This window comes from Methylotuvimicrobium buryatense 5G, from assembly GCF_000341735.1.
Taxonomy (GTDB): Bacteria; Pseudomonadota; Gammaproteobacteria; order Methylococcales; family Methylomonadaceae; genus Methylotuvimicrobium; species Methylotuvimicrobium buryatense.
Genome location: NZ_KB455575.1, coordinates 738,102 through 759,694, shown reverse-complemented (window position 1 = coordinate 759,694; position 21,593 = coordinate 738,102). Strand labels below are relative to the sequence as shown.

Genomic DNA, 21,593 nt, shown 5'->3' with positions numbered 1-21,593 from the left:
GACTTATCTCAGAGTCGGCAAGCCGGAATCGACCTCGAAATTTTGGGCACGATGCCGTAAGAGATGGTCCATTAGCACGAGTGCGGTCATCGCTTCGGCGATCGGCGTCGCGCGGATGCCGACGCAGGGGTCGTGACGGCCTTGTGTGACTACATCAATCGGCTCGCCCCTGACATTGATGCTTCTGCCGGACAATCTCAAGCTCGAAGTCGGCTTCAACGCGATGCTGGCCCGAATGTTTTGCCCGGTGCTGATGCCGCCTAGAACCCCTCCGGCATGATTGCTCAAGAAACCTTCCGGCGTGATTTCATCGCGAAAGGCGGTACCCTTAGTATCGATACAGGCGAAACCGTCACCGATTTCGACACCCTTAACCGCGTTGATGCTCATCAAGGCATAAGCCAGCTCGGCATCGAGCCGGTCGAAAATCGGCTCGCCTAAACCGGGCGGCACATTCGACGCGATCACTTCGATTCTGGCGCCGATCGATTCGCCTTCCTTACGCAAAGCATCCATGTATTGCTCCATCTCCGCGACTTTATCGACATCAGGACAGAAAAAAGGATTCGTTTCGACGACGGACCATTCGAATTTTTCGATCTTAATCGGGCCTAATTGCGACAGAAACCCGCGAATTTCAATATCGGCCGATGCCTTTAAATACTTTTTCGCGATTGCCCCGGCAGCCACGCGCATCGCCGTCTCGCGGGCCGATGAACGCCCGCCGCCGCGATAATCGCGAAAACCGTATTTATGCTGATAGCTGTAATCGGCATGGCCGGGCCTGAAGCTTTCGGCGATTTTCGAATAATCTTTCGAGCGCTGATCGGTATTTTCGATCAGCAAACCGATCGGCGTACCGGTGGTCTTGCCTTCGAAAACCCCGGATAGAATCCTGACCTGATCGGCTTCGCGGCGCTGCGTGGTGTGTCTCGAGGTACCCGGCTTGCGTCGGTCGAGATCGATTTGAATATCGTCTTCCGACAACGCCATGCCGGGAGGGCAACCATCGACGATACAACCTAATGCGGGTCCGTGACTTTCGCCGAACGAAGTCACGGTGAACAACTTACCTATCGTATTTCCGGACATATTAATTTAATGCGTCTATGAATAAAGGATGAAATTGATCGACTTGTTCGGCGGTCAACAAAAATACGCCGTCGCCTCCTCGCTGAAAGTCCAACCAATAAAAAGGGATTTCGGGAAACCGGTTTTGCAGCGTTTCGGCGCTGCTGCCGACTTCGACGATCAAAACGCCGTGTTTCGACAAATAATCTTTGGCGTTCGCCAAAATTTGCAGCACGATATCGAGACCCGACTCGCCGCCCTTGAAGCCCATCGCCGGTTCGGCATGATATTCGGGAGGCAGATTTTGCCATTCTTCGACGGCCACGTAGGGAGGGTTACTGACAATGATGTCGTAACGTTCGTGAGGCAATTGCGAAAACAAATCGGATTGAAACAGCGTGACTTGCTCGACCCTATCATGTTTTTCGACATTGATCGCGGCCACGGCCAACGCATCTTCGGACAAGTCGACCGCATCGACTGGAACGTCAGGAAAAGCATAGGCGCAGGCGATCGCGATGCAGCCGCTGCCGGTACACAAATCCAGAATTCGGTTGACCGAATCGGGATCGACCCAAGGGTTGAATTGATCCTCGATCAGCTCGGCGATCGGCGAGCGCGGTATCAATACGCGCTCATCGACAAAAAACGATAAACCGGCAAAAATCGCTTCATGGGTCAAATAGGCCGATGGCTTACGTTCATTGACCCGCCTCTCGAACATCGCAAGAATCGACTCGCGCTCCGACATCGTCAAGGTACTGTCTAAATAAACAGGCGATAGATCGTAGGGCTGATGCAAGGTATGCAAAACGATAGCCGCGGCTTCATCGATCGCCGACACGGTGCCGTGCCCGAAAAACACGCCGGCATCACGAAACCGACTGGCGCCGTAACGAATATAATCGCGAATGGTCGTTAATGTGGCGGATATATCGGAAAAATTGTCTGACATGGTAAATAACGGAAATCTCGACTCAACGGGCAATTTTAAACTAAACTCTTTTGGCTTGCCCGAATATTAAACAGAACATGAGCACATCACCGGATACTACCGCCATTGCTTCGAGCCTTGCCAAAAATCAACTGTACCTCGACTGTTATAAGTCGATGCAGAAGGATAAACTGCAACTACCGACGATACCCGATGTCGCCTTCAAAATTCGACGAGCGATCAACGACCAGACGGCCAACAATGCCAAAATCGCTAGAGTCGTTCAGATCGACCCGGCGATTACCGCCCGTTTGATCAGAATTGCGAACAGCCCGCTTTATCGAGGCAGAAGAAAAATTGAAAGCTGCCCGGAAGCTCTGACCCGCATCGGATTAAAAGCGGCTCAGGACATTATCACCTCATTCGCGATGAAAGCAGTCTTTCAAGCCAAAACGCCGGTGATTCGCAAAAAAATGACCGATCTCTGGGCGCACAGCAGCTATGTTGCCGCTATCAGCGCGGTATTAGCCCACAAAATCCCCGGTTTCGACCCTGACAAGGCGATGCTGGCCGGCCTCATCCACGACATCGGCGTCGTCCCGATATTGACGCATGCCGACAAACGCCCGGAAATTATCGACAATCCGAAAGACCTGGTCGAAACGGTACGAAAACTGCGCGTCGATATCGGCCTGCAAATTCTGCGTAAATGGGATTTTCCGCAAGACTTCGAAGATGTCATTATCAACGCCGAGAACTGGTATCGCGACAATGACGGCCCACCGGATTACGCCGACATAGTGATGATCTCGCAACTTCATAGTTTCATCGGCAAGATCGACATCAAAAAAATGCCCAAAATAGATCAACTACCCGCTTTTAGAAAACTGGCTTCGGGAGGACTAACGATCGATGCCAGCATCGGAATCTTGGACATGGCCAAGGAAGAAATCGAACAAATCCGGCTGATGCTGCATTGATGCTCCGAATTAATAGCGCTTCATCAACATCAACAACGTTAACGAAGCAAACAGCGCTCCGCAATAGAAGGTAAATTCGGCGCCGTAACGGTCCCACAGCCAACCGGCCAACACGCTGGCCAACAGCATGAAGACACCGCTGACAAAATTAAAAAAACCGTAGGCCGTGCCTTTCCAGTGAGCCGGTGTGGTGTCGGCGACCATCGCGGCCAAAATGCCTTGACTGAAACCCATGTGCAAACCCCACAAGGCCAAACCCGCAAACAACATCGGCAAGGTCTCGGCTGTTGCCAGAATCAAATCGGCCAGAACCAGAAACGCCATCCCCAAGGCCAGCAAGCCTCTTTTCTCGACCCGGTCGGACCAAAGCCCTGCAGGATAAGCCGACAAGGCATAAGCCAAACTCATCAACACCATCGCCAACGGTATCCAGGTCACCGCCAAGCCGATTTGCGCGGCGCGCAGCACCAAAAAAGCCTCGCTGAACCGAGCCATCGTAAACAAGGCCCCCAATGCGACAACCCAGCGATAGCGCCCGGAAAATTCCTTCAATATCTTGAAACTCAACGGCGAGCGCGCCGGTTTGTGACTTGACCGTGCCTTCGGCTCTTCGATTCCGGCAACAATCAACAGCACGGCGAACAAAGCCGGAACGACCGCAACCCACAACACCAGCTCGATATCGCCCTGATAAAGAAACAATAACAACACCGCCAGCAACGGCCCTAAAAAAGCGCCGACCGTATCCATCGATTGTCTCAAGCCGAAGCACGCGCCGCGAATTTCCGGCGGAGACACATCGGCGATCAAGGCATCACGCGGCGCGCCGCGTATGCCCTTGCCTATCCTATCGAGAAAACGCGCGGTAAACACCGTTTCGACGTTACCGGCCATCGGAAACAAAGGCTTCGACAAGGCCGCCATGCCGTAGCCGATAAAAATGAGGAATTTACGCTTGCCGAAAAAATCGCTGATCGTTCCGGAAAATACTCTGACCATCAAGGCCGCCGCCTCGGCCACACCTTCGATCAAACCGACCGTCAATGCCGAGGCGCCGAGCGTCGTGACTAAAAAAATCGGTAACAGACTATGTATCAATTCCGACGATAAATCCATAAACAAGCTGACGAATCCAAGCGTCCAGATTGTTTTGGGTATGGGTATTCTATCGACCTTCATCACGCCCCTCCCGTAGAACGCATGGCTCATTTTCTCGTTATGCGGATTGAAGACTATTTCGGGTTCCCACGATCCTGAGGCCGCGAAAGTATTCCAAATCCAAGCGGTTCCCAGGATGCTCCGCGTTCGATCGGCCGTCAAGACCCCATGAACGGGTTCACGGCGGCCCTAAACAGCGTAGCCCGAATGGAGCGTAACGTAATCCGGGAAGTTCGGAGTCACGCCAATCCCGTATTCCGCTACGCTGCATACGGGCTACATGTTTTAATAGCAACTTGGGGAAAAGCGGATGTGGGTTGGCCGTTTTTAGCTTAATGCGTATGTGTTGTAGCCCCTTCATGCTTCGACAGGGCTCTCCTGAGCGCAGCCGAAGGGCTCAGCACGAACGGACTCCAACATATGCCAATTGCTCTTATTAGGTTGAACGATTATCTCAATAAGAAGGGTATAGTGCCAGGGCAAACGCATTAAAATAAATGCCATATCAATATGTTATGACTATTCAACCTAAGCTTGCAGAATATTTTATTTGTTAGTTTTTTATTTTGTGGCAATAAAGGCTGCCGCTATGAAATTACTGAAAATACTACGCATTATAACCATTTGATTTTATATATAGTTTTAATGCGTTTACCCTGGGTATAGTGCCTGATCTATTGCGCTACCGTAACAAACGACAACTTATCGATACCGGAGCGTTGCGCGCTGGCCATCACCTTGGCAACCGACTCGAACAACGCGGCCCGATCGGCTTGCAGCTGAATGCTGATTTCCGGATCACGTTCTTGCAAGGCTTTCAGTTCGCCTTCCAAATTCGGTAGCGGGATGGTTTTGTCGTCCAGTTGCGCTTCGCCGCCGGCGGTGACTGCCAATATGGCGACATGTTTATCAGGCGTTGGTTCGGTCTGTTCGGTTTTGGGTAGTTTGACTTTGACGACTTGGGTTAATAACGGTGCGGTGACGATGAACACCACCAGCAGCACCAGCATCACATCCACCAATGGCGTGACATTGATTTCACTCATTTCTCCGCCTTCTTCTTCGCTGGGCAATTGCATGGCCATGACTTAGACCTCCTGAGTTTGGCGTTGGGATTGGGTGGCAACTAAATCGGTTTCGATACAACTGCGCATGAAGTCGGTGGCGATATGTTCCAAACCGGCCAGCAGTTGGCGGTTCCGGCGCAGAAAAAAGTTGTAGCCAATCACTGCCGGAATGGCCACGGCTATTCCCAAAGCAGTAGCGATCAAGGCTTCGCCGATCGGCCCTGCGACGACCTCAAGACTGGCCGAACCTTGAGTTCCGATGTCTTTTAAGGCGTGCATGATGCCCCACACCGTACCGAACAGACCGATAAACGGCGAAGTGCTGCCGATGCTGGCCAGCCAGCCCAGTCCTGAGTCCAGCAAGGCCTTTTCCTTTTGCAACTGCTGTCTCAAAGTACGTTCGATTAGCTCATGCCAGGCGGCATGGTCGGTTTTCTGATAGCTGGGTTGGCTCTGAGCCCGTACGTAGGTTTGATGGCCGACCGTCAATACCCTCCCGGCTTGAATAGCCAACGGCTTGCTCTGTTGCTTCGCCAGGGAAGAAACCGATTTCAGCGACACATCGCCTGTCAGGCTTTTAATCAATTGTCGATTGCGGTAGCGATGCCAGGCGATTTCTCCGGCTTTCAGCAAGATCACGCTCCAAGTCAGCAATGAAAAAAAGCCCAGCGTGTATAGCGTGCCGTCAACGATGGCGGTTTCGGAAAAGTTCATAATTTTCTCCTGAATAGTTTTTAGTTTTTGTAAATAATTATTTCTTGCATTTCCTTGTCATCCTGCCGAATCATCATGATCCGGTCGTAACTATTCAGTACCCGGCAATTATCGTTCCCACGGGGGAGCGTGGGAACGATAAGGGGTTCTGAATAATTACATCCGGTAAGGCCAACATCCGTGTAATCCGGGCAAGGTAGGCCACCCGTCATTACAGGGAGGCTATTTCAAATGAAATACGATAGGTATTTTGACCCAACTGGCCTCGGCTATTTCTCCGCGTTTAGCCGGTACAAACCGCCATTCCTTGACGGCATCCATCGCCGATTCGTCGAGTACGTCATGGCCGCTGGAACGTTGAATAGTCACCCGTTGCGTATGGCCATCGGCACCGACATGAACGCGCAGCACGACGGTACCTTCCCACCCCCGGCGCCGGGCAAACGTAGGATAAACCGGCTTGGGGTTATTCAGATAAGCGGCATTACTGTCGGCAGGGACAAAGATGTCATTCCTTGGCGCGGCCATGGCGTCGTGTTGTTGGGTTTGAAGTGCCGCGGCGGCGGGCGGCGCACTTTCCTGTTCTTCTTTTTGGACATCAACTTGTTTCACTGCCGTTTCAGCGGGGCGTAATTTGGGTTTAGGCTTAACCTTCGGCTTCTCAGGCTTGGGCTTGATAACTTTCTTCGGGGGGTCCGGCTTGGGCTGCGCCAAGTCTTGATTCGCAACAGGTGCCGGCGGCGCCGATAATTCCATCGAGATCATCGGCAACGGCGCTGCGGCGGAAAACGGCACAGGCGCGGGTTTAGTGACATACCAAAACAACAGGAATCCGTGCAGCAGCGTTACGACTAGCGTAGCCAGCGCCACAGCGATAGGCCGGCAGCGGGAGGTTGCCGGGATTTGTATGAGCTTGGGTGAAAAATCGTCCCGGCCATTCATTGCGGAATCCGCCAAAAAGCTATGCCGGCTTCCTCGCTCTAACCTATACCAATTGAATAGTTTTCCGCTCATCGCCGTCCAACCCTTTTTTCCGATATCCGTGGCGCTCGCGATAACGAATCCTGATGACTGGCCAGGCTTTGCAATGAGATTGCAAAGCTCTCCTGCTTTGCTTTATCTTTCGCCATTTGCTGCTCAAGCTGCTGCATTCGCGTTTGCAAAGATTCCAGCATTTCCAAAGTCTGCTGAAACTGCTCATGCAGAAACTCAAAATGAACTTGAAAATAGCGCACCGACGGAAAAGAAGTGTCTGTGCATTGAACAGGTTCGGTTTTGGATTGTTCTATTTCGGATTGGCTATGCATGAAACTGGCTCCTCATAGTTGTTTATAAATTCAGTCAGACGACAGAGCGGCATGAGTACGGGGAACGACCGGCGATCTGCGACGATCCAAAATGGTATAACAGACCGGCGTCAGAATCAGGCTGGCCAACATACCGACCAGTAAGCCCGCGGACAGCGACAAGGTCATCGGAATCAGAAATTGCGCCTGCGCACTGGTTTCCAGCAGCGTCGGTAAAAAGCCGGCAAAAGTGGTCAAAAATGCCAATAAAATAGGGCGAAAGCGTGAGGCGCACGCTTCAATGATTAGCGCTTCCACAGGCGGGTCTCGGTCGTCGCCGGATTGGCGTATGCAATACAGCAATACCAAGCTGTCATTAATCACGATCCCGCTGGCGGCGATCATGCCGACCAAGGATTCCATCGATAACGACAAACCGACGCCCCAATGCGCCAGCACCGCACCGCACCAAGCCACAGGGGCGGCCAACAAAAAAATGATAGGTTTGCTATAGGAACGAAACGGCACTGCGATCAGCGCATAAATCACCAACAGCGCAATCAGTGTGTTTTTGCTAAAAGCAGCCAGCAACGCTTTTTGTTCCTGACGCTGTTGACCGGTTTGGATATTCAATCCGGGAAATTGATTTTCCAAGGTTTGAAAGACATCCTTTTCGAGCAGGACATAGAGTTCATTGGCATCGGTCAGCGTCGGATCGACGCGTGCTTGTACCTTCAATACGCGCTGCCGGTCTTCCCGATGGATCCGAGAGTAACCTTGAATCAACTCGACTTCTGCTAAATTGGTCAACGGTGCACTCGTTTCGTTCGGCAAGCGGATCGGCTGGGCTTTCAATTGATCCAACGATCGCCGTTCATGCAACGGATAACGCACCATCACTTTCACTTCCTTACGTCCGCGTATGAATCGATAGACCTCTGCGCCGTAATAGCCTTGGCGGACTTGTTCGGCCAATTGTTCCAAACTCAATCCCAGCCGTTCCGCATCCGGTTTCAGCGTCAAATGAATTTCCGGTTTGCCGGGTTCGGCCGAGTCGATGACATCGTATACGCCCGGAAAAGCCTTGAGTTGCTGTTTGAGTTGTTCGACAGCCGGGGCCAAGATATTCGGCTGATCGGAACCGAGCATCAACTCGATGTCATAAGGCTCGTCACCTTCCTTAAAAATAAAGTCCACTTTACCTCGGCCGATGTCGCCGATCCGTTGCCGCCAATCCCGGATAAAGTTTTCAACCTTGATTCGTTGCCGGCCTTCCGAAGAGAGCTCCAGCCAGATACCGGCGCCATGCTCCCAAATAATCGTTTCAATGCCGACGATAACGCTCCGTTCATACATCTGCGTTACGTTATCCCTGTTGTTTGCATCCCGGCCGGCCTCAGCAACGCCATCCAGTTCATCGCGCAATGCAAACAAAGCATTTTCAACGCGGGTAGCCAGCGCTTGGGCTTCGCTGTAGGGCGCGCTTTGCGGTAATTGTATCGATACCCAGAAACTGTCCTTGGTCACATCGGGATTGATCGATTGCCGGACGCGATCGCTTGCGACCAGGCCGGAACATAAGATCAACAAGGCTGCGAATAAGGCTACCGTCAAATAGCGCCAACTCAAGGCAATTTTCAATAACGGCCGGTAAACCCGGTCGACGAAACGGTCCATGCCTTGATTAAGCTTGGTACGTAACTTCTGCAAACGGGTCGGATTGGCGTTCGATTCGACAGCGGCAACCAAATGCGAGGGTAATATCAATAATGCCTCGATCAGGGAAAAGACCAAGGTCAAAATCATGATCAGGCAAATAGGCCGCATCATCTGTCCGGCCCAGCCCGGAAGATATAAGCCGGGCAGAAAAGCCGCCAGCACAATCAAGACCGATAACGTGACGGGCAAAGCAACGGCCTTTACGCCATTGACCGCAGCTTGTAGGGGCGTCTCACGCCCCTCCATTTGCCGGCTATGAACGCTTTCACCGATGATAATGGCGTCGTCCACCAGGACGCCCATTGCCAGCAAAAAACCGAACAGAGATAGCATATTCAAGGAAATATCCAGCATCGGCATCAGCCAAAAGGCGCCGAGTATCGAAGTAAAAATACCCGCACCTGCCCATAAGGCTACGCGCAATCGTAAGAACAGCGTCAATACCGAACAAACCAATAAAAATCCGATTAGGCCGTTTTCCAACAACGCTCCAATCCGCTCGTCATAGGCTTGCGAATCGTCCCACCAAGTAATCAAACGCAAGCCTTCCGGTAAATTAGCGCGCATGGCTTCAATCGTCGATTTCACCTGCCGCGCCACCGCGACGCTATCCTGTTCGGTGTGGATTTCCCAGCCTTGAGCCGTTTGACCGTTATGCCGCCAAGTGTATAAGCGCTCTTCCAAACCGTCCTTGATCGTAGCGATTTGATCCAACCGCAAACGGTTGCCGTCGGGTAAAGTTTTAATGATCAAACTGCCGACCGCGTCGGCATCTTTTGCGCGACTGTCGACGCGTAACAACAATTCGCCGTCCGGGTTTTTGACCAAGCCGCCCGGCAGTTCGACCGATGCTTGACGAATGGCCCCGGCAACGTCATCCAAAGTCAGCCGATATTTGCGCAGTTGCTCCGGCGCGACCTCAACGCTGATTTCGTAGCCGATTTCGCCGTAATTGCGCACGCGGCTGACGCCGGGAATGGTAGCCAGTTGCTGTTGAATCCGGTCGCCGAATCGTTGCAGGCTGAACGCATCGGTTTCGCCATGCAGGGCCACCCAAATCACGCCGTCATCGTCTTTGCGGTCGGACGGCAAGACGTCGATGTTCTCCAGTTGCTTCGGCAGTCGCCGAATCGACTGAATTCGGCTACGCAACAGCGCCATCATTTGTTCACGGTCGCGGTTCGGCAGTATCTCAACCCCTATGGTACAAGTATCGCCGCGGATTTCGCCGTGCAGATGTTTGATGCCCGATAAATCGTGCACCGCCTCTTCAATCGGGATACAGACGGACTGTTCGACTTCCGCCGGACCCGCGCCGGGAAAAATAGCCGTCACCTCGATCTGATGCGGACTGAAGCGAGGAAACACCTCTTTGTCGACATCGATCATGCCGAATGCGCCTCCGGCGAGAATCACCAGCATCAACAGATTGGCGGCAACCGGGTTATCGGCAAACCAGGCGAGTAAACCGTCAAGTTTTACTTGATCCATCGGCCGACTCATGGATTTTCAACCGCTTGCGTATTCGTAATCACAACTTGCATCCCCGCGACCGGCATCGGCATTTCGGAAATCACCACACTTTCGCCCGCGTGGAGACCGGCCCTGACGATCACCCTATCGGTTTCATGACGCAATACTTCAATCTTGCGAAATTCCAGGCGCCGTTCTCCATTGACCACTTTCACCTGCTGCAAAGAATTGAGTGCCGCAGGCGGCAGCGTAAACACTTTTTCCCGTGTGACGCCTTCGATTTCGGCCTGTACGAACAAGCCGCTCAACAAAGGCGCACGCCCCGGACCCTCCCATTCCGGCCGGTCGACTTGCGCCACCAAAAACAATTGACCGCTGCTGCCGTCCAGTGCCGCTTCGCTTCGAACAATGCGGCCTTGCCAGTGCTGCAGTCGACCGCCCACTTCGGCGCGTAGCGTCACGTTAGGCCAACGGTGCTTGCTGCGATTATTCCGCGGCAAATCCAAAAACGCCAGTTGATCGATCCCGATAGGCAAGCGAATTTCGGCAACATCATTGGCATAAATACGGGCAACCGCACTACCGGCCGACAGATACTGTCCGCGGCCGGCTTGTTTGCTCAACACGCGTCCGGAAAAAGGCGCCCTGAGCTCACAGCGGCTCCGGTTCAGCTTGGCCTTGGCCAGATCGGCTTCGGCAGCCGATAATTTTGCTTCGGCTTCGGCCAATTGAGGTTTGCGCAACGCAAGATCGCTCGCCTCGCCTTGCCCGAGTGCCAGCCATTCGCTTTGGGCCTGCTCGGCTAATGCCTTTTCGTTGATCAGTACCCGTTTCGCCTCGGCGATGTTAGCTTGGGCGGCCACGATGGCGAAATCGTAATCGCGCGGATCGATCATCACTAATAAATCGCCCGCTTCGAAATAACCGCCGGATACCAACGCAGGATGCAACTCTACTATTTTACCGCTCACTTCGGCGATTAAATCGATTTCCTCGCGCGGCGTTACAACGCCTTGCGACATCACATTGAGCCTAACGGTTTGCGGTTTAACCCGGACGATTTCCACCATGGGCCGCGTGGATTTATCGGCCTGCGGCAACATGCCGGGACGTAATTCGATCATTGCCCAGGCCGCACCCACGGCACCCAGTAACACCGCTATCGGTAATAGTGCTTTCATCAAGTATTTTTGTTCGTTCAAACGGCACCGCCTAATGCCAAGTACAGAGTGATTCGGTTGTTGAGTAATTGTCTTTGCACTTGTAGATGCGCGCTTTGCGCATTGAGCGTACTACGATAGCTATCGAGCAAGGTCAGAATTTCAATCAGCCCCTGCTGATAGGAATACACGGCCAGTTTCCGGCTGGCTTCGGTTTGGTCGACCGCTTCCCGTAAGGCCTTTTCTTGCGCACGCAGCCGGGATTCGGCAGCCAGCGCTTGCTCTACCTCGCGAAAGGCATTGAGTGCCACGCTTTGGTATTGATTGAAAACATCGCTGACCCGGGCTTCATTCAGGCGAATCTCGCCTTGTAGGCGACCGCCAGTGAACAACGGTTGAACCAGTCCGATCGCCACGTTCCAAGCCACCGCACGCGGGTCGACCAATTCGGTTAGCGCCGGACTGCCGGTGCCGCCGGCAGCGGTTAACGTAATTCGCGGCAGCAGCGCTTTCTCGACGCTTTCCAGTCGAGAGTCGGCAGCGCGTAAACGTTTGAAAGCAGCCATCACATCGGGGCGGCGCGCCAACAGTTCGGAGGGAAGGCCCGCCGTTAAAGCCATCGGCGGTTGCGGCAAGGCTCGATGCCGCATGAGTATACTGTCATCCGGATAGCGGGCCAGCAGCGCTTGCAACTGGCGCCCAAGACGCTGCACATCGTTACGGGCTTGCGCCAGTTGCGCTTCGGCATTGGCTACATCGGTCAATACCAGCCTTAGATCGAGGCCGCGGCTTAAGCCTTTATTGAAGCGGCCGCGTATCAGGCCGGCGATGATGCTTCTATCCTTGACCGACTGTTCCGCAACCTGCGTTTGTAATTGCGCTTCGAGCCATTCGAAATAAACCTGAGCGATTCGTGCCGCTAACGATAACTGTGCCGCCCGAAAATCGTCGGCGGCGGCCAAGGCCTCTTCCTCGGCCGCCTGTTGCCCTGCTTTGATTCGGCCCCAAACGTCCAATTCCCAGTTGAAATTGAATAGAGCGCTAAACGCTCCGAATACCGAAGCGCCGATGTTGCTATCGTTCTTGCTTCTTTGGTAACCGGGCGAAAAAAATAATTCAGGCAAACGCTCCGAGCCGGCAATGACGGCTTGTTCACGAGCTGCATCGATACGAGCTACGGCGGCTTTCAGATCAAAGTTGTTAACAAGGCCTTCGTGTACCATGGCAGTCAATAGCGGGTCGTTAAACGTCTCCACCCAGGAAGCGACTAACGGCTCGACAATGGCGTCGGCTTCACGCCATTGTTCGGCAACCGGAAAATCCAATGCCTGAGCATCGCGTTCTTGAGCTGTAGTGCAACCCGCCAACGCTACACAGATGGTTAGCGATAACTGGGCAAGCAGCCGCGAAGACACTTTCATTGTTTTGCGGCAGGACCTTGCGGAACAACTAACGTTCGCTTTTCTCGGCGAGTACATGAATAAATATGGCACCGACATTAACGACGCTTCTTCAACCAAATCACGACACCGGTAACCGATAGCATGACAATAATCAACCCCAACGCACAAACAAATATCCGGTATGGCAAACCGAAAATATTGGCCATATGCAGAGCCATCAACCAGGATGTCACCGTGTTACCATTATATTGTCCGCTAGCCAACAACAGCATTTTTTGTTCCCCGGTGGAGGCGTCAATCACGACTCGGGTTTGGCCGGCATGATCTTGAATATCGGTGCTACTGCGCACGCAATACACATAAAATCCTTTGGCCGAATTGAACCATATCGCAACCGGCGCCTCGATTTCGAACCCATGTTCGGTAGCGGCTCGGCTCATGGCTTGATGACTTAATAGATATGCTTGACGTAAATCGATTGTAGGATGTGTTAAAGGTTCCGGTAAATCTCCGATGTCGGTCCAGGGTTGGTGATAATCGCTGACCGATTGCATGACCTTTTGATAGACAGTATCGCTCAAATTCATGTACACACTCGACCAGGCAAACACCAATAACGCCAGCCATACCCACAGTCCGCCGGCGCGATGTAAATCGTAATTGATTCGAAAAGAAGACCCCCGCCACTTGATCGTCCAGGATCGCCGCCAACGCTGACAAAACGACGCGCTGGTCGATGTATTGTTTTGTGCGACAAACAGCTTGGCAGGCAGAGTCAAATAAAAGCCGACAAAACAATCGACCGTCCAAATCAAGGCAGTAATACCTAAAATCCACTTACCCCATTCACCCAACGCCAGATTGAAATGTAGCTTGTAGATAAAAGGCATTAGATTAATCATCCCCTCGGTAATACTGCCCCACTGACGTCTGCCCAACTCTTCGCCTGTATATGGATCGACTATCAATTGATCGAAATCCAGTTCGAATAATTTTCCGGTTTGTGCGTTAAGTCGAGGCGACACCGATATTTGTGCGGCTTCAGGACTCATCCACAATGATTGCACATCGGCTTTTGGGGCTGCGTGCAAGGCAGCATGCTCGATCAGTACTAAAGGCTCGAGCGGGCTACGACCGTTCGCTTCAACATACAATTGCGGATTGATAGTGCTATCTAGCTCCTTGTAAAAAGCCAAAAAACTCCCGGTTAAACCGACTATAACCAAAAAAACGGTCATCGCCAAACCTGAATATCGATGAACGAGTACCCCAAAAGGGCGGATTTTCATAAAAACTCCAAAGTCTTCTCAGTCAATAAGGTTTAGACATATTTATAAGAAGACGATTAAGTCTTAAAAATACCCGACTACCGCGAAGAATTTGAAAAACTGCCGACAATTGGCTAAGCAATTGGCAGTCGCCAAAACATACCGTTAATTGACGTAACACGCTGCACACGTAGCCCGTATGCAGCGCAGCGGAATACGGGAACGGCGCGACTTTATTTTTCGCGACGAAGGCGTCGCTCCCACTGGCGGCGGCGCATGCGACGATTAAACTTGCATGCAAACTAGCCGACTATAACCACCCAATCGGTCAGATAAGTTATCTTAATATCCATCGTTTTTTGCAAAACATCTAACATATCGCGGGAATCCTTGATTCTAAGGCGGCCATTGATTCTTAAATTGCGTAACCTTTCGTCTCTGAAATAGACCACTCCGAACCGGTATCGATTGATCTGATCGATAACGGTTTCCAACGTCTCATTTTCATATACCAAGACGCCGTTAATCCAAGACGTAGTCAACTTGGAATCCAGTTTTTTCAATTGGCCCATGGTTGTCTCGTAAACGGTCACGGACTCCTGATTGTTTAGTACCAGTGGTTTTTTCCCATACCTGCTTTCAGAAACTTCAACTCGCCCGGAAAGCACCTTGATTTCATCGCTATCGCTTTTACGATGGACGAAGAAACGCGTGCCCAACACACGAGTCGTCGAGCGGTCCGCTTTTACAAGAAAGGGGCGGCTGCGGTCGGGTTTTACATCGAAATAGACTTCGCCTTTCAGCAATTCTACCAAGCGTTGCCCGGCTTCCATTTTTACTGCCACCGCACTGTCAGTGTTGAGCATCACGGTCGTACCGTCTTCCAGTTGAACTGTTTTAAGCTCGCCCTGCCTTGCCGAGTAATCCGCATTCAACAGGACATGAAGCTGCCCCGAAAGCGAAACGGCAAGGACGAAACAGGCGGCTAAAGCCAAAGGGATTGCGGTTTTAATGCGGCGTTTTTTTTTGGGCTTCGGGGCAATGCCGTGTTTGTTCGCGCTGTCGGTAAGGCTTTGTAAAAAGGCTTCATCGCCCCACATGACGCAGATTTCATAGAACGCTGTGCGGTGTTCGGCGGCTTGCTCCAACCACTGAATAAATGACGCTCTTTCTTGCCGGCTGACGTTATCGGCACGCAATCGAACAAACCATGTTACGGCTTGTTCATCTATGCTGTCGTTATTATTGGGTCCCACAATAGTTCACCCGATCTTTAATATAGTATTGATATTTTAATAACTACTCAGCGGTAACTAATCAGTCCCCCAACAATTATCGTTCCCACGCTCCGCGTGGGAACGATAGGGGATGTGAATAATTACACTCAGCGAATGCCGCCGACCGAATTATCGTTATTCAAGGGAGAATAAACCGTAACAATCCGAGGCATTTTCAACCTTCCTTGAATAGCCACAATATTTGTGTATTTTATCGAAAAGCGCCGTCAGCATTTAATTATTTATTCAGGAATCAAACGAAGCGTGTGCTCCGGATGGTCCGCGATCAGAGAGAGAGGTAAACCGTCCAGCCAAAACGGTTGCTGGTCCCGGTAAAATGCAGACAGCGGATGGCCGGATTGCCCGCCCGGCATATGCAAAATGCCGTCTTGCAGATGATTCGGCGACACCACCAAGCGCTCGCTGGCACCATAGTCGGGACCTGTCACCCGCACGCAATAACCGCCGCAACCGGCCACCGGCCGACGCGGCATATCCAGCACCGGCGACAGCAGCGAAAAGGCCTTGGAGAAAGGATGGGCGTGACCGACGACATTTTGTTTACCCCAATTTAGGTCGGCCAAGGTAATGCCCGAATGGCGGGACATGGCTTTTTCGGTACTGACGACCAATTGCGCCAGGATAAACCGATCCCAGTTGTTATACCTTGGGTCCGGCAATAATGGCGCGGGTTTTTCATTCAACAAAGTCTGCAAGGGAGTATCGACGTAATTCCAGGCATAAACAAAGTCCTTGTCGGCTTGTTTGCATGCGCTCAAAAACGGCGAGAGCACCGCATCGATCAATTGTTTGCGAAATTCGATCAAGACCGGCAGCCCCAAGCTTTCGATATCGGCGCGGCCGTTCCAACGCATCAAATAGCCGCGCAATTCCGCCAATGCCGGCTGCTGGTTGACCACTTCCGGCGTCAGCACTTGTAAAGCCAGTTGCTGATAATAGCTGTAGAATTCGGTTTCGGTATCTTGTTGCAGGTTAAACAGGGACCATTCGCTATGCTGTTTCGTTTGCTTGAGGCGCTGATCGATCCGATAGGCACGATAGCCGTTGGCAAACTGATGACCGATCGTGTAAGGGAAATCGGCGGCAAAACGCCGCTCGTTGGCCGAAACTATAATGCCTGCCGGCGGATCGACAATCCGAGGCATGTCGCTGGGCTGAACATAGTGATTCCAGCCGGTTTTGCCGTCCGCCCAAGAACGGCTAATCAAGCCGTCTCCGCCAAACCGGCGAGGAATTTTACCGGTCAGAGTCCAGGCGATATGCCCGTGTTCATCGGCGAGCACGACATTCAATTGCGGTCCGCCGGCCCGATTGGCAACCGCCAACGACTGCTCCAACGTTTCACTCTGTTCCAGTTCCAAAATATCGATATTAACCGCATCGACATCCAAGGCAACCCAATGAATCGCGACCGGCTCGTCCAGTATAGGTTGTTGAGCAACCGGCCCCCAAAGCGTTTCTCTAACCGTTAATAACTTGGACTCTTCGCCCTTAATCTCAATCACTTCCCGGCGTTCGCCGAAATCGCACCAAGCATCGCCATGCCGATATTGCCCGGAGTTATCCGGATTGATTTCCAGCTTGACCAAATCCAGAAAGTCGCCGGCTAAATTCGTCATACCCCATGCAACATGTTGGTTACTGCCGGCAATTAGAAAAGGCGTACCCGGTAAATTGAGACCAGCCGCTTTAACTTTGGGATAGTGAAGTTCGACCCGGTACCAAATGTTAGGCACACTAATGCCTAGATGCATGTCGTTAGCCAATATCGCTCGGCCATCGCCCGTTTTGCTGCCGCTTACCGCCCAGGCATTCGAACCGGCCAGCTCTTCGCCGGGCGAAGCGGTGGCTAATGTTCCGAAGCTGGTAGAGCGGTTGGCCAACAAGGTCTGCATGGATTGAACAGGGATTGGTTGCGGCGGCCTTAACGACGCGGCATGTTGCATCAATGCATCGGTAAAGCGGTCGCTATCCGGAGTAAAAAACGCCACGACATCGGCGGGCAAGGTGCGCTCCATAACGCTAAGCATTCGCTCGCCGCGTTCGGCCCAAGCGGTCAGATTGTCGAACATACCAAACACAATCAGCAAACTGTCTGCGGCTTGCCAAAGCCCAGGGCGATAACCGAGCACTTTAAACTCGAACGGTAATGCAGTATTTTGCTGAAGATAGCTGTTTACTCCCTCGGCATAGGCCTGCAAATATTGACGGTGGTGCACGGGCAACTTTGGCAATAGTTGCTTAGCTTTGACGTTGAAACCATAGATTCGCGCTTGCGTGTCGCTATTGACGGCCATTGCTCCGAAAACCTCCGATAAACGACCGGCGGTTTTACGACGCATCAAATCCATTTGAAACAAGCGGTCGCGGGCAGTAACGTAACCCAATACCCGTGCGGCATCGATCCGGTTATCGGCGCGAATCAGCGGAATACCGTGGCTGTCCGTGTCAATGCCGGCCGGAGCGGACAATCGGGCCAACTGAAACTCGCCATCCAAAACCGGCAGCGGTTGGAACAACCACCAATAGCCGAGGCCTGCTGTCGCAGCTAACAAACCAACAGCTCCCAAACCAATCGTTAACCCAATTTTTTTAGTCTTATTAGTCATCATCGAAAACGGTTGTCAAAGAGGCATCGTTTCCGCATCGGCAGGCTGCAAACCGTCTTGATCGGGCGATCGCTGTCTATGGGCCTGAGGATACTCAACGGCTGTAATACGGCCTTCATCGAGCTTGATGCAACGGTCGGCCAGATTAAAATATTTGTCGTCATGCGTGATGGCCAGCACCGTTTTTCCTTGCGCTTTCAATGCCGGCAACAAGTCGGTATAAAACAAATGTTTGAATTCCGGATCTTGATCGGCCGCCCATTCGTCGAATACATAAAACGGCCTGTCCTCTAAATAAGCCACCAGTAGCGCCAAGCGTTTGCGTTGACCTTGAGACAAATTCAGCGAAGAAAACCGGCCGTTTACGATTTCCACTTTATGATTGAGATGAAGGCGTTGCAAATAATCGTCCATCAACGATCGATTCCGCTCGATATCCACACCGTACAATTGATCGAATAAATAAAAATCGGAAAAAATCGCCGAAAAATTCTGCATATAGGCGTCGCGGTTACCGGCCTCGATAGCGCGGCCATTCCAGCGGATAACGCCTTGTTCGGGATGATAAAGACCTAGCAACAGCATTGCCAAAGTCGTCTTGCCGCTGCCGCTGCCGTTGCCGCCGATCAGGAACACTAACTCGCCCGGCCGGAATTCCAAATCGATGGGGCCGAGAATGAAATTGCGGTTTTCCTTTTCCCGATGAAAATTATGGGTCAGACCCGACAAAGTTAATGCGTTAAACTTTTCCGGCATGGTCAATTCGGCCAATCGATCAGCCGAATGGCATTCAGCCAGTCTATCGTCTAATTGAAGAATCCTATTCAACGATACTTTAGCCTTGCTGAATGCCGGTAGGCTGTTGGTTAAGATAGTGAGCGGCGACATCATGAATAAAAACACGATGACATAACCGCTCACAATTTCTTGATTAAGGGTTTGCCATACAGGGAATACATACAAAATCAAGCCGATGGTTAGATAATAAAGAAATTGTATCCACTGATTTACCCATAAATAAGCCACAGTAGCGCGGAAAGAATGGCCGCGATAGGCATCCGCGCTGCCGGCAAGAGATTCGGAAATAAACTGATCGCTTCGCCGGCGATGCAGCTTCAGCTCCCGCACAACTTCGGTCAATGCGGCAAATCCTCTGCTGAGCACATCGTATTCGTCCCGCGCGTTGCGCACGGATCGCATCGGTATGTCTTTGCACAGATTAAACGTTGTTATGCCGAACAGGATCACGCCTGCCAATACGGACGCCAATTGCCAGGACAGCCAGCTCAAATAGGTCATGCACCCGATTACGATGGCAAAATTTATACACAGCAACGGAAAAAGTTCGCTTGCATTAGCAATCGCGGCGACATCCTCGGTCAAATGGCTCAGCAATACCGGTTTCCCGATTTTCTGTAAATTAGGGTAAGGCGCGTTCAAGATCAACCGACTAATGTGCAACCGCAGATCCCGAACCATTTTGGTACTGAATCGATTCAACAAATAGTGCGAGATAAATCGGCTGACTAATACGATAACCGCAAGTCCTGCAAACCACCAAGGGGCGGCAACCATATCAAGCTTACCGGCCAAACTGGTATTGATGTAGGCAATCAACGCGGCATTACTTAGGCCGCTTACAGCGCCCGATAGAAATACTCCGGTAATGATGATCCACGATGATCGCCATAAAAAGAACAACATATCGACTCCAAAGGTTACGAATTGACAGTATCGCCCGATTATCCATTTCGCGTAGCCCGGATGGAGCGCAGCGCAATCCGGGAAGTTCGAAGCCGCGCAGTCCCGTATTCAGCTACGCTGCATACGGGCTACATGGCTAGAAAAAACGTGAATAAGACTTGCAACGTTAAATTGAAATGTCGCCTACAGTACAATCGGGAAGTTAGCCGATTTCATGCCTATCGACACGAAATAATGAACCCGTAAAAAAGGATGGCCGGCATGTCGATTCCGAGCCGAATTATGAATTCATCATCTAATAGATCAGGCAAAAAAAAACCGCATCCATATGATATATATAGATTTTATTACTCAGATAAATCATAGAAATAAGAACTGTCTATCCCTCTTTATAAAGGAAGACGCTTTGAAGGTGAAATAACCACAGTTGTAAGGCAGGTATAAAAGGAAAAGTTAACGAAAATTGACCGACAATCGTTGCGATACAAAACAACGCACATTGTCTGTAAACAGCCAAGGGAGGAAGAAATATTAAACTGTGTTATTTGCCATAGCTAAATTAAGGCATATCACACACATCATGCTCATATGGACTTACTGTATGATTCTAAGCTGTTGATATTTAAGGCCAACAATATATGGCTCGATAATTGCTTTCATGACTTTGCAAATGAGTCTTTATAACAGCGTAACCCGGATGGGGCGCAGCGCAATCCGGGAAGTTCGAAGCCACGCCATTCCCGTATTCCGCTACGCTTCATACGGGCTACGTGCTTATTGCAGGAATAGTAAACTGCGTCATTTACCATAGCTAAATTGCGGCATATCACATAATTCATACCCAAATGAACTTACTTTGCGCAGCTATATATATTTGATTTTTAAGCCATATAATCCATGGCTCGAAAATTGCTTAATATTAAGTTAACTATTGCAAAGAATAGCTTGGCAGTTACCGCTATCCAAGTGCACACAATTTTAACCGCCGCAAAATAGTCCCGCCGTCAAAAACCGGAAATAGAACATGAATCTTGAATCCGTTTACATTGAACATCAATCAGAATTACAACTGCACTTGGCTCGCATCGTCGATTGTCCGGAGATCGCTGCCGAATTGGTACAGGAAGTCTTTATCATTTTTTCCAAAGAAATCCGGAGGCAAAAGATAGATCATCCAAGGGGATTTCTATTTCGTACCGCCAAAAACCTTGCCTACGACCACATCAAGCACCGAAAAGTAACCGAAAAACATATCAACAACACCTCGCTGCTACCTAGCGAAGAAGCGCCTTCAGCCGAACATCAGGCCTTGGTCGAAGAAAAACTTTCCATCTTTTCCGCTATTGTTGACGAATTGCCGGAGCGCGTCAGAGAGGCCTTTATTTTAAACCGCGTTTACGGCATGACCTACGCGGAAATAGCCGTAGAACTCAATATTTCCGGAAGCGCTGTGGAAAAGCTGATATCGAGAGCATTATTGCATTACCGTCAACAATTCAAAATCCGTCAGTCCGATCTTAGTAACGACTGAGGTGAAAATGAAAGTAAATCGTCTTATTCATTGGAAGGGCTATGACCGGCAAAGCGCACAGCCTTACATATTAACAATCTAATCCAAGCGCGCCAAGATTTTTCGCGAAAGCTGAAATGGGGTCCGTCCGATTTCAGCAGCGAAAAATGACTTGGCGATTATTGCCTTCGGCGGCCCCGATTCGCCCTGCGTCCGTGCCACTACGCCACATCATCGTA

16 protein-coding genes are annotated in these 21,593 nt (G+C 51.2%); 2 read left to right on the top strand and 14 right to left on the bottom strand.

The window, feature by feature from the left end; all coding sequences use genetic code 11:
* Positions 1-3: 3 nt before the first annotated feature.
* Together aroC and prmB are read right to left on the bottom strand one after the other, a co-directional pair.
* The gene (aroC, locus tag METBU_RS0103495; protein ID WP_017839306.1) at positions 4-1,092 is read right to left on the bottom strand and encodes a chorismate synthase; all 1,089 of its coding nucleotides are present in this window, start codon (positions 1,090-1,092) and stop codon (positions 4-6) included.
* 1 nt (position 1,093) lies between these two features.
* Positions 1,094-2,026 carry a 50S ribosomal protein L3 N(5)-glutamine methyltransferase gene (gene prmB / locus METBU_RS0103490; RefSeq protein WP_017839305.1) on the bottom strand — a complete coding sequence of 311 codons (933 nt, stop codon included), beginning with the start codon at positions 2,024-2,026 and terminating at the stop codon, positions 1,094-1,096.
* Between the two features lie 77 nt (positions 2,027-2,103).
* Between prmB and METBU_RS0103485 the strand changes: the two genes are divergently transcribed.
* Positions 2,104-2,985, top strand: coding sequence for an HDOD domain-containing protein (locus METBU_RS0103485; RefSeq protein WP_017839304.1), 882 nt, complete (start codon positions 2,104-2,106; stop codon positions 2,983-2,985).
* A 9-nt stretch (positions 2,986-2,994) separates the two neighbouring features.
* Here the strand turns inward: METBU_RS0103485 and METBU_RS0103480 are convergent, their stop codons facing one another.
* The 12 genes from METBU_RS0103480 to METBU_RS23190 form a co-directional block, all read right to left on the bottom strand.
* Positions 2,995-4,194, bottom strand: a complete 1,200-nt coding sequence (locus METBU_RS0103480) for an MFS transporter (protein WP_051056235.1) — start codon at positions 4,192-4,194, stop codon at positions 2,995-2,997.
* Between the two features lie 623 nt (positions 4,195-4,817).
* A complete protein-coding gene (locus tag METBU_RS0103475; RefSeq protein WP_017839302.1) occupies positions 4,818-5,228 on the bottom strand; it encodes an ExbD/TolR family protein in 411 nt (136 codons plus the stop codon).
* Positions 5,229-5,231: 3 nt separating this feature from the next.
* Complete coding sequence (locus METBU_RS0103470; RefSeq protein ID WP_017839301.1) at positions 5,232-5,924, bottom strand: MotA/TolQ/ExbB proton channel family protein; 693 nt, start codon at positions 5,922-5,924, stop codon at positions 5,232-5,234.
* Positions 5,925-6,146: 222 nt separating this feature from the next.
* The gene (locus METBU_RS23195; RefSeq protein ID WP_017839300.1) at positions 6,147-6,938 is read right to left on the bottom strand and encodes an energy transducer TonB; all 792 of its coding nucleotides are present in this window, start codon (positions 6,936-6,938) and stop codon (positions 6,147-6,149) included.
* The gene (locus tag METBU_RS0103460) at positions 6,935-7,231 is read right to left on the bottom strand and encodes a hypothetical protein (RefSeq protein ID WP_017839299.1); all 297 of its coding nucleotides are present in this window, start codon (positions 7,229-7,231) and stop codon (positions 6,935-6,937) included. The genes METBU_RS23195 and METBU_RS0103460 overlap by 4 nt, the downstream gene beginning before the upstream one ends.
* Before the next feature lie 30 nt (positions 7,232-7,261).
* On the bottom strand, positions 7,262-10,420 hold the full coding sequence (locus METBU_RS0103455) for an efflux RND transporter permease subunit (RefSeq protein WP_412768460.1): 3,159 nt from the start codon (positions 10,418-10,420) through the stop codon (positions 7,262-7,264).
* Positions 10,421-10,428: 8 nt separating this feature from the next.
* Positions 10,429-11,583 (bottom strand): efflux RND transporter periplasmic adaptor subunit, encoded by a 1,155-nt coding sequence (locus tag METBU_RS0103450; RefSeq protein WP_138767163.1) that lies wholly within the window; start codon positions 11,581-11,583, stop codon positions 10,429-10,431.
* A 17-nt stretch (positions 11,584-11,600) separates the two neighbouring features.
* The gene (locus METBU_RS0103445; protein ID WP_017839296.1) at positions 11,601-12,983 is read right to left on the bottom strand and encodes an efflux transporter outer membrane subunit; all 1,383 of its coding nucleotides are present in this window, start codon (positions 12,981-12,983) and stop codon (positions 11,601-11,603) included.
* Positions 12,984-13,060: 77 nt separating this feature from the next.
* Positions 13,061-14,254 (bottom strand): PepSY-associated TM helix domain-containing protein, encoded by a 1,194-nt coding sequence (locus tag METBU_RS0103440; protein WP_017839295.1) that lies wholly within the window; start codon positions 14,252-14,254, stop codon positions 13,061-13,063.
* 281 nt (positions 14,255-14,535) lie between these two features.
* Complete coding sequence (locus tag METBU_RS0103435; RefSeq protein ID WP_017839293.1) at positions 14,536-15,489, bottom strand: FecR family protein; 954 nt, start codon at positions 15,487-15,489, stop codon at positions 14,536-14,538.
* A gap of 263 nt (positions 15,490-15,752) precedes the next feature.
* Complete coding sequence (locus METBU_RS0103430) at positions 15,753-18,143, bottom strand: penicillin acylase family protein (protein ID WP_017839292.1); 2,391 nt, start codon at positions 18,141-18,143, stop codon at positions 15,753-15,755.
* A gap of 12 nt (positions 18,144-18,155) precedes the next feature.
* On the bottom strand, positions 18,156-19,844 hold the full coding sequence (locus METBU_RS23190; RefSeq protein ID WP_017839291.1) for a cyclic peptide export ABC transporter: 1,689 nt from the start codon (positions 19,842-19,844) through the stop codon (positions 18,156-18,158).
* A gap of 1,024 nt (positions 19,845-20,868) precedes the next feature.
* Here METBU_RS23190 and METBU_RS0103420 point away from each other — a divergent pair.
* Positions 20,869-21,375, top strand: coding sequence for an RNA polymerase sigma factor (locus METBU_RS0103420; protein WP_017839290.1), 507 nt, complete (start codon positions 20,869-20,871; stop codon positions 21,373-21,375).
* Positions 21,376-21,593 lie beyond the last annotated feature (218 nt).

Bases quoted from the DNA above. Each gene is read 5' to 3' on its own strand.
- aroC (WP_017839306.1), bottom strand. From the start codon at position 1,092: ATGTCCGGAAATACGATAGGTAAGTTGTTCACCGTGACTTCGTTCGGC.
- prmB (WP_017839305.1), bottom strand. From the start codon at position 2,026: ATGTCAGACAATTTTTCCGATATATCCGCCACATTAACGACCATTCGC.
- METBU_RS0103485 (WP_017839304.1), top strand. From the start codon at position 2,104: ATGAGCACATCACCGGATACTACCGCCATTGCTTCGAGCCTTGCCAAA.
- METBU_RS0103480 (WP_051056235.1), bottom strand. From the start codon at position 4,194: ATGAGCCATGCGTTCTACGGGAGGGGCGTGATGAAGGTCGATAGAATA.
- METBU_RS0103475 (WP_017839302.1), bottom strand. From the start codon at position 5,228: ATGGCCATGCAATTGCCCAGCGAAGAAGAAGGCGGAGAAATGAGTGAA.
- METBU_RS0103470 (WP_017839301.1), bottom strand. From the start codon at position 5,924: ATGAACTTTTCCGAAACCGCCATCGTTGACGGCACGCTATACACGCTG.
- METBU_RS23195 (WP_017839300.1), bottom strand. From the start codon at position 6,938: ATGAGCGGAAAACTATTCAATTGGTATAGGTTAGAGCGAGGAAGCCGG.
- METBU_RS0103460 (WP_017839299.1), bottom strand. From the start codon at position 7,231: ATGCATAGCCAATCCGAAATAGAACAATCCAAAACCGAACCTGTTCAA.
- METBU_RS0103455 (WP_412768460.1), bottom strand. From the start codon at position 10,420: ATGGATCAAGTAAAACTTGACGGTTTACTCGCCTGGTTTGCCGATAAC.
- METBU_RS0103450 (WP_138767163.1), bottom strand. From the start codon at position 11,583: ATGAAAGCACTATTACCGATAGCGGTGTTACTGGGTGCCGTGGGTGCG.
- METBU_RS0103445 (WP_017839296.1), bottom strand. From the start codon at position 12,983: ATGAAAGTGTCTTCGCGGCTGCTTGCCCAGTTATCGCTAACCATCTGT.
- METBU_RS0103440 (WP_017839295.1), bottom strand. From the start codon at position 14,254: ATGAAAATCCGCCCTTTTGGGGTACTCGTTCATCGATATTCAGGTTTG.
- METBU_RS0103430 (WP_017839292.1), bottom strand. From the start codon at position 18,143: ATGATGACTAATAAGACTAAAAAAATTGGGTTAACGATTGGTTTGGGA.
- METBU_RS23190 (WP_017839291.1), bottom strand. From the start codon at position 19,844: ATGTTGTTCTTTTTATGGCGATCATCGTGGATCATCATTACCGGAGTA.
- METBU_RS0103420 (WP_017839290.1), top strand. From the start codon at position 20,869: ATGAATCTTGAATCCGTTTACATTGAACATCAATCAGAATTACAACTG.